The sequence below is a fragment of the Streptomyces sp. NPDC006476 genome (assembly GCF_040612015.1).
Lineage (GTDB): Bacteria > Actinomycetota > Actinomycetes > Streptomycetales > Streptomycetaceae > Streptomyces > Streptomyces griseorubiginosus_B.
The window spans coordinates 106,929-122,938 of record NZ_JBEXPK010000015.1 but is presented as its reverse complement, the minus strand read 5'-3'; the positions used below and the strand labels follow the sequence as shown (position 1 = coordinate 122,938).

Genomic DNA, 16,010 nt, shown 5'->3' with positions numbered 1-16,010 from the left:
AGTCGGATGGGTAGTCGTCGAATCGTTTCGATGCCAGGCGTCGAAGCGCTTCGACGGAGGACGGTAGGTGCGGGTTGTGGGCGCGTCAACGCATCTGACGTGAATCGCTGTTCGGAGTGCGTGCGGTGAGGGAGATCAACAGCGCCAGTGCGGCCGCCGTCACCGGTGCTCCGTAGGCGGCCGTCGCCGACAGATGGTCCACCAGCCAGCCGCCGGTCGCCGAACCGCAGGCGATCCCGCCGAGCAGTCCGGTCACCGCGAGGGTCATGCCCTCGTTGAGCCGGCCCTGGGGGGTGCGCCGCTGGACCAGCGTCATGGTGGTGACCATCGTCGGGGCGGTCGCCATGCCGGCGATCAGGAGGGCGAGCGCGAGGAGCGGGAGCGAGCCGGTGAGGGAGGCTGCGAGCAGCGGCAGGGTGAGCAGGGCCGTCATCGCGGCGACGCACCACGTCAGACGCCGGCCGGCGGACCCGGTCGGCCCGAACGCACCGAAGACCAGCCCCGCCGCACACGATCCGGCCGCCTGCAGCCCGAGGGCCACGCCCGCCGCCGACCGGTGCCCCTGCGCGTCCGCGAACGCGATCGTGACGACCTCCGTCGAGCCGAACACCGCGCCCGTCGCGAGACAGACGGCCAGCAGCGGGGGCATCCCGGGGGCCCGCACGGGTGACCCGCCCGGGGTGCGGCGCCGCACGGGCGGCTCGGTCGAACGCTGCGCGGCGAACAGCAGGACGCCGGTGAGCAGCAGCACCGCGCCGACGAGCGTGCCCGCCTCCGGGAAGAACGTTCCGCACAGGAAGGCCGCCAGCACCGGGCCCAGCATGAAGCACAGCTCGTCCGCGGCCTGTTCGAAGGAGTTCGCGGTGTGCAGGGCCCGCTCGTCCTCCCCCAGCAGGTGGGCCCAGCGGGCGCGGGACATGCCGCCGGTGTTCGGGGTCGTCGCGGTGGCGGCGTAGGAGGCGAAGAGGGTCCAGGCAGGGGCGTCGTAGTGCACGCACAGCAGCAGCGCGAGCGAGCCGAGGACCGCGACCGCCGTGGCCGGTACGGCGATCCGGGCCTGCCCGTGCCGGTCGACGAGCCGGGCGATCCAGGGGGCGACCAGCCCGGTCGCCGCGAGCCCGGTCGCGGTGACGGCGCCGGCGAGGGCGTACGAGCCGCGCGCCCCGGCGATCATCATCACCGCACTCAGGCTGAACATGCCCATCGGGAGGCGGGCCAGCAGGTTCCCGAAGGTGAACGCGCGGGCGCCGGGCACGGTGAAGAGACGGCGGTAGGGGCCGGGCGGGCGCTGCCGCTCACGGGGGCCGAAGTCGACGACGACGAGGGTGTCGGCGGTGACGGTGAACAGCGGCGCTGTCCTGGTCGGTTCGGGCATGTGCAGCACCGTCGCCCCGGAGCGGTCGCCGGGTCCAACACCTGCTGCTCCTTGATCCACGCACTCCCGTTGTAAATTCGCCGGATGCCCGCACCCCGCCACCTCGACCCCCGTCTCCTGAGCGCCTTCGTCGCCGTCGCCGAGGAGCTGCACTTCACCCGGGCCGCTGCCCGGCTCTACCTCGCCCAGCAGGCGCTCAGCCGGGATGTGCGGCGGCTGGAGCGGGAGCTCGGGAGCGAGCTGTTCGTGCGCAGCACCCGGCAGGTGACGCTCACGCCCGACGGCGAGCGGCTGCTGCCGTACGCGCGCCGGGTGCTCGAGGCGCAGGACGACCTGCTCGGCGCCTTCGGACAGGCCCGTCCGCTGCTGGTCGACCTCAACTCGCCCGGCCTGGTCACCGGCCGCCGGGTGCTGCACCGGGCGCGTGAACTCGCCCCCGAGCACGAGCTGATGGCCCGTTACGAGAGCGGTCTGACCGGCGCGGCGCAGGAGTTGCTCGCCGGGCGGCTGGACGCGTCCTTCGGCCGGTTCGCGGGCCTGGACCCGGTCCTGCGGGGCGGTCTTGAGCACCTGCTCGTGCGGTACGAGCCGATGGCGGTCGTCCTGCCCGAGGACCACCGGCTGGCGTCGCTGGAGGCGGTGCCGCTGGCCGCGCTGGCGGGCGAGACCGTGTACGCGGGCGCCGGAAACCCCCGCACCCCCGAGTGGACGGACCTCGCGCGCCGGCTGTTCGACGCACGGGGCATAGCCGTCGCGCCGCCGGCGCCGCTGGCCGTCGGCGACGAGGAGTTCGAGCGGATCATGGCCAAGATGCGCAACCCGATCCTCGCCGTGGTGGACTTTCCGGCCATGCCGAGCACCGTGCTGCGGCCCTTGATCGACCCGGTGCCTTTGTCGCCCGTGTCACTTGTGTGGCGGAAGGGCCTGGTGCACCCGGGATTCGACGCGCTTCGGCGGGCCGCGCTGGAGCTGTCGGCCGCCGAGGGATGGCTGCGGCGGCCGGTCGACGGATGGATTCCGGCCATGGATCTGGACCCGGCGCGCACCCACTACTGACACACGGCGCACACGGATGCTCCTTCTGCGCTACATTCGTGGCCCGAGCACCTAGTGGTGAGGGGGGCGCAAGATCCCGGTGGGGGCCGGGTTCTGCGGCGAGTGCTCGGTGTCGTGTGCGCGCCCGGAACGGTCTCGTGGGGGATGTGCGTGCGCGTGAAAAAGTGGCGAGAAGACGCCCAACCGGAGTGGCCCGAACCCCCATCAGGGGGCGATGCTCTCTCAGCGACCGGAAAAGTCGCCGAAGCGAACAGAACCCAGTCGTTTCCGGCCACCGGACGAAACGAAGTGCTCGGTGCAGGTCATGGCGGAAACTCGCCGGACGGCTTCGACGCCTTCCGCAGAGGCCCCGCGACTTCCCGAGGCCCCGCGGCTTCCCGCGACCCCTGGGCGGCGTCGGCCGACCCGGAGCACACCCATGACCCGCACGAGGTGACCGTCCAGCTGGACGGCGCCGGTCTGCGGCAGGACCTGAGCCCGGGGAAGACCGAGCCCGGGCAGGCCGCTTCCGCCGACCCCTCCGACGGACCGGTGTTCGTGGACGAGTCGGGCCGCCGCAGCCGCACCTTCCGCCGACTGGGCATCGCCATCGGCATCGCCTGCGCGGTCTACGCCGTCGTCATCGTCGTCACCCTGCTCTCCGGCAGCTCCGACGCGCCCTGGCTCCCGGTGCCCGGCCAGCAGGACGACAAGCCGGCCGGGCAGATCGACACCTCGCCCGCGCCCTCGGACCCCGCCCGGCCCGCGGGCACCGCCGGTGTCACACCGGGCACCACACCGGCCGCGAGCGACGGCACCACCCCGTCACCCGGTGCGCGCCCCACCGCCTCCGGAGCCTCCGCCGACCCGTCGACGCCGGCCGCGTCCGCCGACCCCACGCCGAAGCCCACCACGTCGCCCACCAAACCGGGAACCGGCCTCGGCAACCCCAGCGCGTCGGCCTCCACCAGCCCGCCCCCGTCCGGCTCGCCCGACCCGAGCCCCAGCGTCGGCACGAGCTCACCGTCCACGCCCCCGGCCGGCCCCGGCACGGTGGCCGACGGACCGAGCGCACGCCACCCCGTCGCCGGGGGACCGGCCGGACCGGCCGCCCCGCTCGCACGAACGTCCCCGGAGAACACCCTCTGATGGCTTCCCGCACCACCCGCCGGCAGGCCGCCTCCGCCACCCCCGACGGCCTACGGCGCCGCCGCCTGCCCCTGCGTCTGCTGCTGCCGCTGCTCGTCCTCGTCGCGTTCGTGGCGATGCTGATGCTGCGCGGCTACGTCCACAGCGAGATACTCGCCGACCACCGCGTCCGGCCCGAGGCCGCCACCGGCAAGGTCCCGGAGAGGATCCTCGACGGTGGCCCGGTCATCGACACCCGCAGCGGCCGCACCACCAGCCTGAGCGTGCCCGACCACCGCCTCGTCCTCACCTTCGACGACGGCCCCGACCCGACCTGGACCCCGAAGGTCCTGGACGTGCTGAAGAAGCACCACGCGCACGCGGTCTTCTTCGTCACCGGCACCATGACCTCCCGCCACCCCGGCCTGGTCCGAAGGATGGTGGCGGAGGGCCACGAAGTCGGCCTGCACACCTTCAACCACCCCGACCTCTCCTACCAGTCGAAGAAGCGCATCGACTGGGAGCTGTCGCAGAACCAGCTGGCGCTCGCGGGCGCCGCCGGCATCCGCAGCTCGATCTTCCGCCCGCCGTACTCCTCCTTCGCCGACGCCATGGACGACAGGTCCTGGCCGGTCACGCGGTACATCGGCACCAAGGGCTATCTCACGGTCGTCAACAACACCGACAGCGAGGACTGGCGAAGGCCCGGCGTCTCCACGATCATCCGCAACGCCACCCCGCGCGGCGGCAAGGGCGCCATCGTCCTGATGCACGACTCCGGCGGCGACCGCCACCAGACGGTGCGGGCCCTGGACCGGTTCCTGCCCGAGATGCAGGCGAGGGGCTACCGGTTCGACAACCTCACCGAGGCGCTCGACGCGCCGAGCGCACTCCACCCGGTCACCGGCGCCGAGTTGTGGAAGGGCCGGGCGTGGATCTTCCTCGTCCGGGCCGCCGACGACATCACCGGCGTGATGGTGGCCGGCCTCGCGGTGATCGGCGCCCTCGTCATCGGCCGGTTCGCGCTGATGCTGCTGCTGTCCGGCGCGCACGCCCGCCGGGTCCGGCGGCGGGACTTCGGCTGGGGGCCGCCGGTCACCGAACCGGTGTCGGTGCTCGTGCCCGCGTACAACGAGGCCAAGTGCATCGAGAACACGGTCCGTTCGCTGATGGCGAGCGAGCACCCCATCGAGGTGATCGTCGTCGACGACGGCTCCGGCGACGGCACCGCCAGGATCGTCGAGGCGATGGGCCTGCCGAATGTCCGGGTCGTGCGGCAGCTGAACGCGGGCAAGCCCGCCGCCCTCAACCGGGGCCTCGCCAACGCCCGCCACGACATCGTCGTGATGATGGACGGCGACACCGTCTTCGAACCGTCCACCGTCCGCGAACTGGTGCAGCCCTTCGGCGACCCGCGCGTGGGCGCCGTCGCCGGCAACGCGAAGGTCGGCAACCGGGATTCGCTGATCGGCGCCTGGCAGCACATCGAGTACGTGATGGGCTTCAACCTCGACCGCCGTATGTACGACATCCTGCGCTGCATGCCGACCATTCCGGGGGCCGTGGGGGCCTTCCGCCGCTCTGCGCTGGAGCGGGTCGGCGGGATGAGCGACGACACGCTCGCCGAGGACACCGACATCACGATGGCCATGCACCGCGGCGGCTGGCGGGTGGTGTACGCCGAGAAGGCGCGCGCCTGGACCGAGGCGCCCGAGACGGTCCAGCAGCTGTGGTCCCAGCGCTACCGCTGGTCGTACGGCACCATGCAGGCGATCTGGAAGCACCGGCGCGCCCTCATGGAGCGGGGTCCCTCGGGCCGCTTCGGCCGGGTGGGGCTTCCGCTGGTGTCGCTGTTCATGGTGGTGGCCCCGCTGCTCGCTCCCCTGATCGACGTCTTCCTCCTGTACGGCGTCGTGTTCGGCCCGACCGAGAAGACGATCGTGGCCTGGCTCGGGGTGCTGGCGATCCAGGCGATATGCGCGGCCTACGCCTTCCGCCTCGACAAGGAACGCATGACCCATCTGATCTCGCTCCCCCTGCAGCAGATCCTCTACCGCCAGCTGATGTACGTCGTGCTGCTCCAGTCCTGGATCACGGCCCTCACCGGCGGCCGTCTGCGCTGGCAGAAGCTGCGCCGCACGGGGGTCGTGGAGGCGCCGGGCGGGTCGGTGCCGCGCCAGCGCAGCCGTACGAGCAGTACGAGCAGCAGTGATCGGAGGCCCGTGGCATGACGCACGGACACACGACCGACGTCCCGCACCGGCCGGAACCGGCGCCCGCGTCCGCTTCCGCGCCGGGGAAGCCGAGCCGTGACCGGTACCTGGACCTCCTGCGTTCCATCGCCCTGGTCCGGGTGGTCGTCTACCACCTCTTCGGCTGGGCCTGGCTGTCGGTCCTCTTCCCCTCCATGGGCGTGATGTTCGCGCTCGCCGGCTCGCTGATGGCACGGTCGCTCGGCCGCCCGGCGCTGAGCGTGGTCCGCGGCCGGATCCGCCGACTGCTGCCTCCCCTGTGGGCGTTCAGCGCCGTGGTCGTGGCCATGATGTCCGCGGACGGCTGGAACCCGCTGAAGGACCCGGACACCGGGGGTGCCTGGGGGGTGGCGGACCTCCTCACCTACGTCGTCCCGGTCGGCGCCCCGCCCTACCCCTGGCACCTCGGCACCGACGGGGGCCTGTTCGACTCCACCTGGGCGGACCAGGCGGCGGGACCGCTGTGGTACCTCCGCGCCTATCTGTGGTTCGTGATCGCGTCCCCGCTGCTGCTGTGGGCCTTCCGCCGCGCGCCCTGGCCGACGCTGCTCGCCCCGCTCGCGCTGACGGCGGTCGTCGGCACGGGTGTCGTCACGATCCCCGGCGAGACGGGCAACGCGATCACCGACTTCGGGACGTACGGCGCCTGTTGGATCCTGGGCTTCGCCCACCACGAGGGGCTGCTGCGACGCGTCCCCCGTTACCTCGCGGTCTCCGGCTCGGCGCTGGTGATGGCGTTCGGGCTGTGGTGGGCGTCGGGCCATCCGGGCGAGGACGCGTGGGACCTGAACGACATCCCGCTGGCCCAGGCGACCTGGTCCCTCGGGTTCGTCGTCATCCTGCTCCAGTACTCCCCGTCCTGGCAGGAGCTGCCGGGCCGCCTCGCCCGCTGGGACAGGCTGGTGACCCTCTCCAACAACAGGGCCGTCACCATCTACCTCTGGCACAACCTCCTGATCATGGCGACGTTCCCGATCATCGACCGCGCCTACGACCTCCCCTTCATGGACAGCGACACGGCGTCGTCGGCCCTGGACTCGACGTACGGCTTCTGGACGTTCGTCCTGATCTGGCCCCTGATCGGCCTGGCGATCCTGGCGTTCGGCTGGATCGAGGACCTGGCCGCCAGACGCAGCCCACGCCTGTGGCCCGACGGAAGGCGACGCGGGGGAGCCCGACGGATCACTCGTTGAGGTGAGACGCCATTCCCACTGGGTACGCCGGCGTCGCAGACGAGACTCCGTCGTATGGAGCATCGATGAGCACCGTGTCCGCGGACGACCTCGACCGGATTCCGGGCCTTCCGCCGCACACGGAGTTGATCGACGGCAGCCTCGTCTTCAGGAGCCCGCAGACCCGATTTGGCTGGAGGCCAACACCGGTCCCGACCAGACCTGGTACAACCCTGAGGGCATCCTCCGCGGGCGTGCCCCACTTCTGGCGGGTGGAGCAGGACGGCGACGACCTCACTCCCGGACCTCCCCCCTCCGGGAGCCGTTCGTAACGTGCGGGGTCGGAACCTCTCATCCCGCCCCCGCGTCGGGTGAGAGCAACGTTCCCTTCCGGTCACCCGGTGCCACAGGGCGGTAACGCCGCCTCCCTACCTTCGGGACTCATCAGCCCGTCGCACCGTGGAGGCGTCATGACAGCCCCTAGTACAGCCCCCGCATTCAGCAGGGGAGGCCGCTGGATCCAGCAGTGGGATCCCGAGGACGAGGCCTTCTGGAACCAGACCGGAGAGAAGATCGCCAAGCGCAACCTCGTCTTCTCCGTCCTCTCCGAGCACATCGGGTTCTCGATCTGGACCCTGTGGTCCGTGCTGGTGCTCTTCATGGGGCCGGAGTACGGGCTGACCCCGGCCGACAAGTTCCTGCTGACGTCGATGGTCACGCTCGTCGGCGCCGTCGTCCGCGTCCCCTACACCTTCGCCGTCGCGATCTTCGGCGGCCGGAACTGGACCATCATCTCGGCCGGTCTGCTGCTCATCCCCACCGTCGCCGCGTTCGCGGTGATGAAGCCCGGGACGTCCTTCGACACCTTCCTGCTCGTCGGCCTGCTGGCCGGCATCGGCGGCGGCAACTTCGCCTCCTCGATGACCAACATCAACGCCTTCTTCCCGCTCAGGAAGAAGGGCTGGGCGCTCGGCCTCAACGCGGGCGGCGGCAACATCGGCGTCGCGGCGATCCAGCTGGTGGCCCTCGCCGTCATCGGTGCCAGCGGCGGCCCGCGCGTGCTGCTCGGGATCTACATCCCGCTCATCGTGGTCGCCGCGGTCCTCGCCGCGCTCTTCATGGACAACATCGAGAACGTGAAGAACGACACCGGCGCCGCCAAGGACGCCGCCCGGGACGCCCACACCTGGATCATGTCCGTCCTCTACATCGGGACGTTCGGCTCCTTCATCGGCTACAGCTTCGCCTTCGGGCAGGTGCTGACCAACCAGTTCGGCCGTACGCCGCTGCAGGCCACCTACCTCACCTTCATCGGCCCGCTGCTCGGCTCGCTGGTGCGGCCCGTGGGCGGCTGGCTCGCCGACAAGTACGGCGGCGCGAAGATCACCCTCTACAACTACATCGCGATGGCCGCCGCCACCGCCGTCCTGGTCCTCGCCAGCATGCAGAAGTCGCTCCCCCTGTTCGTCACCGCGTTCGTGGTCCTGTTCGCGCTCGCCGGCCTCGGCAACGGGTCGACCTTCAAGATGATCCCCGGCATCTTCCAGGCCAAGGCCCTCTCCAAGGGGCTTCAGGGCGAGGAAGCGGTCAAGTACGGGCGTCGGCTCTCCGGTGCCTCGATGGGCCTCATCGGCGCGGTGGGCGCGCTCGGCGGCGTCGGCATCAACATGGCCTTCCGGCAGTCCTTCCTGTCCTACGGCTCTGGAACCGGCGCGTTCGTCGCCTTCCTCGCCTACTACGCTCTCTGCTTCGCGGTCACCTGGGCCGTATACCTTCGCCGCCCGGCCGTAACGGCCGAGGCCGCGACCGCCTCAGAGGCGAAGCCGCAGCTCAGCTATGCCGAGGTGTGACGTAACACCGGCGACATGTAGCCGAACCGAGCCTGTCACGCGCCGTTGACAGGCTCGTTCGGCATGCAGGTACCGCCGTACCTCCTGTACGACGACTCGAGTTCGGGACGAGAGCCATGGACGACGAACAGCGACCGCAGCCCGGTCAGCACGGTCCGCTCGCGGGGTTCACCGTGGGGGTCACGGCCGCGCGCCGGGCCGACGAACTGGGTGCCCTGCTGCAGCGACGGGGTGCCGCCGTCCTGCACGCACCCGCCCTGCGCATCGTGCCGCTCGCCGACGACAGTGAACTGCTGGCGGCGACGAAGGACCTGATCGACCAGGCACCCGACGTGGTCGTGGCCACGACCGCCATCGGCTTCCGGGGGTGGATCGAGGCCGCCGACGGGTGGGGGCTCGGGGAGCCGCTGCTGGAGCGGCTGCGCGCGGTGGAGCTGCTGGCGCGCGGACCCAAGGTCAAGGGGGCGATACGAGCCGCCGGACTCACCGAGGAGTGGTCACCGTCGAGCGAGTCCATGGCCGAGGTGCTGGACCGGCTCCTGGAGGAGGGCGTCGACGGGCGCCGGATCGCCGTACAGCTGCACGGTGAGCCGCTGCCCGGGTTCGTGGAGGCACTGCGGGCCGCGGGCGGCGAGGTCGTCGGGGTGCCCGTGTACCGGTGGATGCCGCCCGAGGACATCGGGCCGGTGGACCGGCTGCTGGACGCCGTCGTCTCGCGAGGTCTGGACGCGATCACCTTCACCAGCGCGCCGGCCGCGGCATCCCTGCTGAGCCGGGCGGAGGAGCGAGGGCTGCTGCCGGAGCTGATCGCGGCCCTCCACCACGACGTACTGCCCGCCTGCGTCGGGCCGGTCACCGCTGTGCCGCTGCAGGCGCGGGGCGTCGACACCGTTCAGCCGGAGCGGTTCCGGCTCGGGCCGCTGGTGCAGCTGCTGTGCCAGGAGTTGCCGGGCCGGGCGCGCGCCCTGCCGATCGCCGGGCACCGGGTGGAGATCCGGGGGCACGCGGTGCTCGTCGACGGGGAGCTGAGGCCGGTGCCGCCTGCGGGGATGTCCCTGCTGCGGGCGCTGTCCCGGCGGCCGGGGTGGGTGGTGGCCCGCTCGGAGCTGCTCCGCGCCCTGCCCGGTGCCGGGCGTGACGAGCACGCGGTGGAGACGGCGATGGCCCGTCTGCGGACGGCACTGGGGGCGCCGAAGCTGATCCAGACGGTGGTGAAGCGGGGGTACCGGCTGGCGTTGGACCCGGCTGCGGACGCGAAGTACGCGGACGTGTGAGGCGGGGCGCCCGGCGTTCCGGGTGCCGTCTGCCGGGGCCTGCCGGCTCCCGGGCCCCCTTCGGCCTGAACGGCCGCGTCCTCAGACTCCCCCGGACGGGGCACCGCCGGACGGGCTGATATCGCCCCTGCGCCGGAATGCCCCGTACAGCACCAGTCCCCGCGTCAGGCACACCAGCGCCACCGTCGACAGCACCGCGCGCACCGCGTTCCACGCCACCCACGCGTGCTCGAAGTGCTCCCGGGCCGCCGCCGGGTCGGTCATGCGGGAAAGGTCGTTGTTGAGCGGGATGTTGAAGGCCATGGTCGTCAGGAAGCCGGCGGTGTACGCGGCGAGGGCCGCCCACACCCACCAGCGGTTCGGCTGTCCCCGCAACTGCCAAGCCGACACCGCCGTCAGCAGCAGCGCGCCCATGAAGGAGAGGAAGAACACCGGGTTCTGGATCACGTCGTTGATGTCGTTCATGACCTCGACGTAGACCCGGTCGTCGCTGCGGGCCAGTGCCGGCATCACACAGCAGGCGAAGATGTAGTAGACCCCGGCGATCAGTCCCATGGCGACCGTGGCCGCGCCCAGTACGAGTTCCGTGACAGTCCTGTTCCGCGTCATGCCTCAAGTCAACGGACGGCGTGGCGCCCCGGACATCGCCGAGACGCGCACCCGCATACGCGCTCGTCCAACCACCTCACCGGCACGAGGGGTTCCGGCCGCGCGGGCGGACGGGCACTGTAAGGGGAACGGTTCTCCACCCCAGCCCCAGGCGGTGACAGGCACATGGCACTGGGTACGGTCTCGGTCCCTCACGAGCTGCGCTTCGACGCCGGGCGGATCTGCCTGGACCTCCTGGCGACGACGCATCCCGAGGAACGGTTCGACTCGGTCGAGGTGCTGTGCGCCTGGATCGTGGGCGCGGGACTCGTGCCGCCGGGCACGTCACTGGCGCACGCGGACCCGGGCTGGCTGGTCGGCTTTCGGGAACTGCGGGCCCGGGTCGGCCAGTTGGTGCGCGGCGCGCTCGCCGCCGTACCGAGGCCGTCGTACGACCTCGCGCTCGTCCGCGTGAACGAGCTCGCCAGGACCGCGCCGCCGGCTCCGCGTGCCGTGCGTGGGGAGGACGGGGTGCTGGTCAGGGAGTTGGACGGGCCGCCGGAGTGCGCGGCGCTGCTCGGGGCGATCGCCCGGGACGCCGTGGAGCTGCTCACCGACCCGGTCGCGCGGGCGGGGCTGCGGCAGTGCGAGGGGGACAACTGCCCGATCTTCTACGTCGATTCGTCCCGGGGACGCAGGAGGCGCTGGTGCTCCAGTGAGGTCTGTGGGAACCGCGAACGGGTGGCTCGGCACCGTCGGCGGGTGGCTCTCACCCGGGCCTAAGTGTCCTGATTGCTCGGTACGCCGGGTAACGGGCATTCTGGTGTCGAAGTGATTTCGACAACATCCCGTTTGCCTCCGGCCCGCTCCGGGCAGCTGGCTCGATCTTGCCGATGTGGCGGAAATGTAAAGATCGCGGGGTGGGAATGTGCTCTCATGTCCCACTCATCACGTCACTCCGAAGAAAACTGTCGTGCCTCTTTGAACATGACGGAGACCACATCCGTACCTGTGCACGAGCGACCGACTGGGGGAACCCCCGGACATCGGAGGTGGGCGTGCGCAAGGATTCCGTCGTGGCCAATGAACGTGGATCGAGGGCCCGACATCGCATGTCCCAGCCCTCGGAACCTGATGAGGAGCTGATGCGTGCCCTGTACCGGGAGCACGCCGGACCTCTCCTTGCTTATGTACTGCGCCTGGTCGCCGGAGACCGGCAGCGCGCCGAGGACGTGGTCCAGGAAACACTCATCCGTGCCTGGAAGAACGCCGGCCAGCTCAATCGAGCGACCGGATCGGTACGCCCCTGGCTGGTGACGGTCGCGCGCCGCATCGTCATCGACGGCCACCGCAGCCGGCAGGCCCGGCCGCAGGAGGTCGATCCGTCGCCGCTGGAGGTCATCCCCGCGGAGGACGAGATCGACAAGGCGCTGTGGCTGATGACGTTGTCCGACGCGCTCGACGACCTGACCCCGGCCCACCGGGAGGTGCTCGTCGAGACGTACTTCAAGGGGCGTACCGTCAATGAAGCGGCCGAGACGCTGGGCATTCCCAGCGGAACGGTGCGGTCCCGGGTGTTCTACGCCCTGCGGTCGATGAAGCTGGCTCTGGAGGAGCGGGGGGTGACGGCATGAGTGTTTACGGGGGATTCGGAACAGGTGGTTCGGGTATGTCTGGCCCCATGATGGGATCTCCGGGCCCGAGCGAGCACGAAACGGTCGGTGCCTACGCCCTCGGCATTCTCGACGACGCCGAGGCGACCGCCTTCGAGGCTCATCTCGCCACCTGCGAGTGGTGCGCCCAGCAGCTCGACGAGCTGGCGGGGATGGAACCCATGCTGGCGGCGCTCGCGGACCTGCCGGGGACCGGCACGCCCGCGATCGGCGAATCGCTCTCCGCACGGCCCAGCCCACGGCTCGCGGAGAAGCTGGTCGACGAGGTCGCCGAGCGCCGGGCGGTGAAGCGCCGCAAGGGCTTCTACCTGGTCGCGGCCGCGGCCGCGCTGATCATCGGCGGTCCGCTCGCGGTGATGGCCGCGAACGGCGGCAGCAGCTCGGGCGGCACCACCGCCACCCCGCTGGCGGCCGGCGCCAAGGCGGCCTTCGGTCAGATCTCCGACAAGGTGTCGGCGACCGACTCCTCCACCAAGGTCCAGGCGACCGTGGCCATGGAGAAGAAGGACTGGGGCACCTGGGGCGTCGTCGAGCTCAGCAACGTCAAGGGACCGCTCAAGTGCTCGCTCATCGCCGTCGGCAAGAACGGCGAGCGCGAGACCATGTCCTCCTGGTCGGTCCCCAAGTGGGGCTACGGCATCCCGAACGCGAAGGTCGAGGAGGCGAAGCAGCCTCTGTACGCGCAGGGCGGCGCGGCCTTCCAGCCCAACGAGATCGACCACTTCGAGGTCATGACCTTCGACGGCAAGAAGCTCGTCCAGGTCGACGCGTAGCACTTGTCGGTCCCCTCGTGGGACCGACGCGCGCCGCCACGTAGCTTTGACGGGTCCCCTTCGCGTACGGTTGACGGCTGCCCAGCACGTCAGAAGGGGGCCCGGTGGCCGCTCAGGCTCAGCAGGAAACCGCGGTCGGCTCGGATCACGACTCCGTACGGGACCGAGAGATCAGCGTCGAACAGGAACACCTGGACCGGGTCTACCGGCGGCTCGAGGAGAAGATCCATGAGGCCGAGTTCCTGATGAACGACGCGGCCAAGCGCGGCCAGGTCGGCACACCCGGGGCGCTCGCCGAGCGGGACGCCCAGGTCTTCCGGGCCGGCATACACCTCAGCCGGCTGAACAACGAGTTCGAGGACTTCCTCTTCGGACGGATCGACCTGCTGCTCGGCAAGGACGGCAAGAAGGGGCCGGACGGCGCCTACACCGCCGTGGAGCCCGCCGAGGGCGCCGTGCGCGAGGACGGCACGGCCGACATCGCCGAGACACTGCACATCGGGCGGATCGGTGTCCTCGACGCCGAGTACGCGCCCCTGGTCATCGACTGGCGGGCGCCCGCGGCCGCCCCCTTCTACCGCTCCACCCCCGTCGACCCCGGCCGCGTAGTACGGCGCCGGGTCATCCGCTCCAAGGGCCGCCGCGTCCTCGGCGTCGAGGACGACCTGATGCGCCCCGAGCTCAAGGCCCGCCTCGACGGCCAGGAACTGCCCGCCATCGGCGACGGCGCACTGATGGCCGCGCTCGGCCAGGCCCGTAGCCACACCATGCGGGACATCGTCGCCTCCATCCAGGCCGAGCAGGACCTGGTCATCCGCGCCCCCGCCGCCTCGGTGACCTACGTCGAGGGCGGCCCCGGCACCGGCAAGACCGCCGTCGCCCTGCACCGCGCCGCCTACCTCCTCTACCAGGACCGGCGCCGGTACGCGGGCGGCATCCTCATCGTCTCCCCGACCCCCCTGCTGGTCGCCTACACCGAGGGCGTCCTGCCCTCCCTCGGCGAGGAGGGCCAGGTCGCCATCCGCGCGATCGGCTCCCTGGTCGACGGCGCGGAGGCCACCCTGTACGACTCCCCGTCCACCGCCCGCGCCAAGGGCTCGTACCGCATGCTCAAGGTCCTGCGAAAGGCGGCGCGGGGCGCGCTGGAGCTGGGGCAGGGCGGTCCGGACGGGGGGCCGGGCGGTCCGGGTGCCGGGGGGCGCCCGCTCGCCGCCTCGAACGCCGCCGCCTCCCGCCGCCGTGCCGGCCCGGGCTCCGGCCGGCTCGGCGTCGGCGAGGAGGGCCCGGACGCCACCGACGACACGGACGAGTCCGCCTCCGCCGGGCCGGACCGCCCGGAGCAGCTCGCCTTCGGCGACGGGGACGGGGCCGGCGACCGGAACGGGAACAGGAGCGGGGACGGCTTCGGCCCGCCCGTAGCCGCGCCGGCGCCCGCCGGGCCCCCCACCCGTCTGCGCGTCGTCGCCTTCGGGCGTCGGCTGGAGCTGGAGGCGGACGCGCTGGAACGGATCCGCCGCACCGCCCTCGGCGGCACCGCGCCCGTCAACCTGCTGCGCCCCCGCGCCCGCAAGCTGCTCCTCGACGCCCTCTGGGAGCAGTCCGGCGCCGGCACCCGGCACTCCGACCCCGAGCTCGCCGCCGAACTGCGCTCCTCCTTCGACGAGGACATCACCACCGAGGACTCCTTCACCGAGTTCCTCGACGCCTGGTGGCCCGAGCTGACCCCGCGGGCCGTGCTGGAGGCGATGGCCGACGAGCGCCGCCTGGGCCGCTGGGCCCGCCGGATCCTCAACCCCGGCGAGGTCCGCCGCGTCGCCCGCTCGCTGCGCCGCGACGGCCTCTCCGTGCACGACATCGCCCTGCTCGACGAGCTCCAGTCCATCCTCGGCGTCCCCGCCCGGCCCCGGAAGAAGCGCGAGCTGGACCCGCTGGACCAGCTGACCGGCCTGGAGGAGCTGATGCCGATGCGCGAGGAGTCGCAGCGCGAGCGCGCCGAACGCCTCGCGCAGGAGCGCACCGAGTACGCCCACGTCATCGTCGACGAGGCCCAGGACCTCACCCCGATGCAGTGGCGGATGGTCGGCCGCCGCGGCCGGCACGCCACCTGGACGGTCGTCGGCGACCCCGCCCAGTCCTCCTGGTCCGACCCCGACGAGGCGGCCGAGGCCCGCGACGAGGCCCTCGGCACCCGCCCGCGCCGCCGCTTCCAGCTCACCGTCAACTACCGCAACCCCGCCGAGATCGCCGAACTCGCCTCCAAGGTCCTCGCCCTCGCCATGCCGGGCGCCGAGTCCCCCTCGGCGGTCCGCTCCACCGGCGTACAACCGCGCTTCACCGTCGTACGCGACTCCCTCGCGCAGACCGTCCGCGCCGAGGCCGCCCGCCTCCTCGACCTCGTCGACGGCACCGTCGGTGTCGTCGTCGCCATGCAGCGGCGCGAGGAGGCGGCCCGCTGGCTCGCCGGACTCGGCGACCGGGTGGTGGCGCTCGGCAGCCTGGAGGCGAAGGGCCTGGAGTACGACGCCACGGTCGTCGTCTCCCCGGCGGAGATCGCGGACGAGTCCCCGGCCGGACTGCGGGTGCTGTACGTGGCCCTCACCCGGGCGACCCAGCAGCTGACGGTCGTGTCGGGGGAGCGCGACCAGCCGGACCCGGCCGGGGTGCCGGACCTGCTCAGAGATTAGAAGGAGATGAACTCTCGTGACGGGAATGGCCTGACGGGATCCGTTTGTTAGCCTGGATGCGACACCGGCCCGATCCAAGCCCCCGGGCCCAACCTTCGTCCCTGAGAGGGACCACTTGCCGCGAGGCGAGCATGGCGGGTCGGTGTCACTGACGTTGAAGAGGTCCGCGCCCTGCAGGGCGCGGACCTCTTTTGTCGCGAACAAAA

Annotated in this window: 12 protein-coding genes; 10 read left to right on the top strand and 2 right to left on the bottom strand. The window is 71.7% G+C overall.

What is annotated here, in order from left to right; all coding sequences use genetic code 11:
• Positions 1-85: 85 nt before the first annotated feature.
• Positions 86-1,375 (bottom strand): MFS transporter, encoded by a 1,290-nt coding sequence (locus ABZZ74_RS19040; RefSeq protein ID WP_356766282.1) that lies wholly within the window; start codon positions 1,373-1,375, stop codon positions 86-88.
• 84 nt (positions 1,376-1,459) lie between these two features.
• Between ABZZ74_RS19040 and ABZZ74_RS19035 the strand changes: the two genes are divergently transcribed.
• From ABZZ74_RS19035 to ABZZ74_RS19010, 6 genes are all read left to right on the top strand, one after another.
• Positions 1,460-2,431 carry a LysR family transcriptional regulator gene (locus tag ABZZ74_RS19035; RefSeq protein WP_356766280.1) on the top strand — a complete coding sequence of 324 codons (972 nt, stop codon included), beginning with the start codon at positions 1,460-1,462 and terminating at the stop codon, positions 2,429-2,431.
• Between the two features lie 432 nt (positions 2,432-2,863).
• Entirely contained in the window at positions 2,864-3,559 is a 696-nt protein-coding gene (locus tag ABZZ74_RS19030) for a hypothetical protein (RefSeq protein WP_356766278.1), read from the top strand.
• Positions 3,559-5,769: a glycosyltransferase gene (locus tag ABZZ74_RS19025; protein ID WP_356766276.1), complete on the top strand. Its 2,211-nt coding sequence runs from the start codon at positions 3,559-3,561 to the stop codon at positions 5,767-5,769. The genes ABZZ74_RS19030 and ABZZ74_RS19025 overlap by 1 nt, the downstream gene beginning before the upstream one ends.
• Positions 5,766-6,983: an acyltransferase gene (locus ABZZ74_RS19020; RefSeq protein ID WP_356766274.1), complete on the top strand. Its 1,218-nt coding sequence runs from the start codon at positions 5,766-5,768 to the stop codon at positions 6,981-6,983. The genes ABZZ74_RS19025 and ABZZ74_RS19020 overlap by 4 nt, the downstream gene beginning before the upstream one ends.
• Positions 6,984-7,432: 449 nt before the next feature.
• Entirely contained in the window at positions 7,433-8,812 is a 1,380-nt protein-coding gene (locus tag ABZZ74_RS19015; RefSeq protein WP_356766272.1) for a nitrate/nitrite transporter, read from the top strand.
• A 116-nt stretch (positions 8,813-8,928) separates the two neighbouring features.
• Positions 8,929-10,086 (top strand): uroporphyrinogen-III synthase, encoded by a 1,158-nt coding sequence (locus tag ABZZ74_RS19010; RefSeq protein ID WP_356766270.1) that lies wholly within the window; start codon positions 8,929-8,931, stop codon positions 10,084-10,086.
• A gap of 81 nt (positions 10,087-10,167) precedes the next feature.
• On the opposite strand, the gene ABZZ74_RS19005 is transcribed toward ABZZ74_RS19010, so the two are convergent.
• Positions 10,168-10,695, bottom strand: a complete 528-nt coding sequence (locus ABZZ74_RS19005) for an anthrone oxygenase family protein (protein WP_356766268.1) — start codon at positions 10,693-10,695, stop codon at positions 10,168-10,170.
• Positions 10,696-10,860: 165 nt separating this feature from the next.
• On the opposite strand from ABZZ74_RS19005, the gene ABZZ74_RS19000 reads away from it, so the two are divergent.
• The 4 genes from ABZZ74_RS19000 (at position 10,861) to ABZZ74_RS18985 (ending at position 15,804) form a co-directional block, all read left to right on the top strand.
• Positions 10,861-11,457: an ABATE domain-containing protein gene (locus ABZZ74_RS19000; protein WP_356766266.1), complete on the top strand. Its 597-nt coding sequence runs from the start codon at positions 10,861-10,863 to the stop codon at positions 11,455-11,457.
• A 329-nt stretch (positions 11,458-11,786) separates the two neighbouring features.
• Positions 11,787-12,308 (top strand): sigma-70 family RNA polymerase sigma factor, encoded by a 522-nt coding sequence (locus ABZZ74_RS18995; RefSeq protein ID WP_010039908.1) that lies wholly within the window; start codon positions 11,787-11,789, stop codon positions 12,306-12,308.
• A gap of 47 nt (positions 12,309-12,355) precedes the next feature.
• On the top strand, positions 12,356-13,120 hold the full coding sequence (locus ABZZ74_RS18990; protein WP_356766264.1) for a zf-HC2 domain-containing protein: 765 nt from the start codon (positions 12,356-12,358) through the stop codon (positions 13,118-13,120).
• 104 nt (positions 13,121-13,224) lie between these two features.
• Entirely contained in the window at positions 13,225-15,804 is a 2,580-nt protein-coding gene (locus ABZZ74_RS18985; protein WP_356766262.1) for a UvrD-helicase domain-containing protein, read from the top strand.
• The last annotated feature ends 206 nt before the right edge of the window (positions 15,805-16,010 follow it).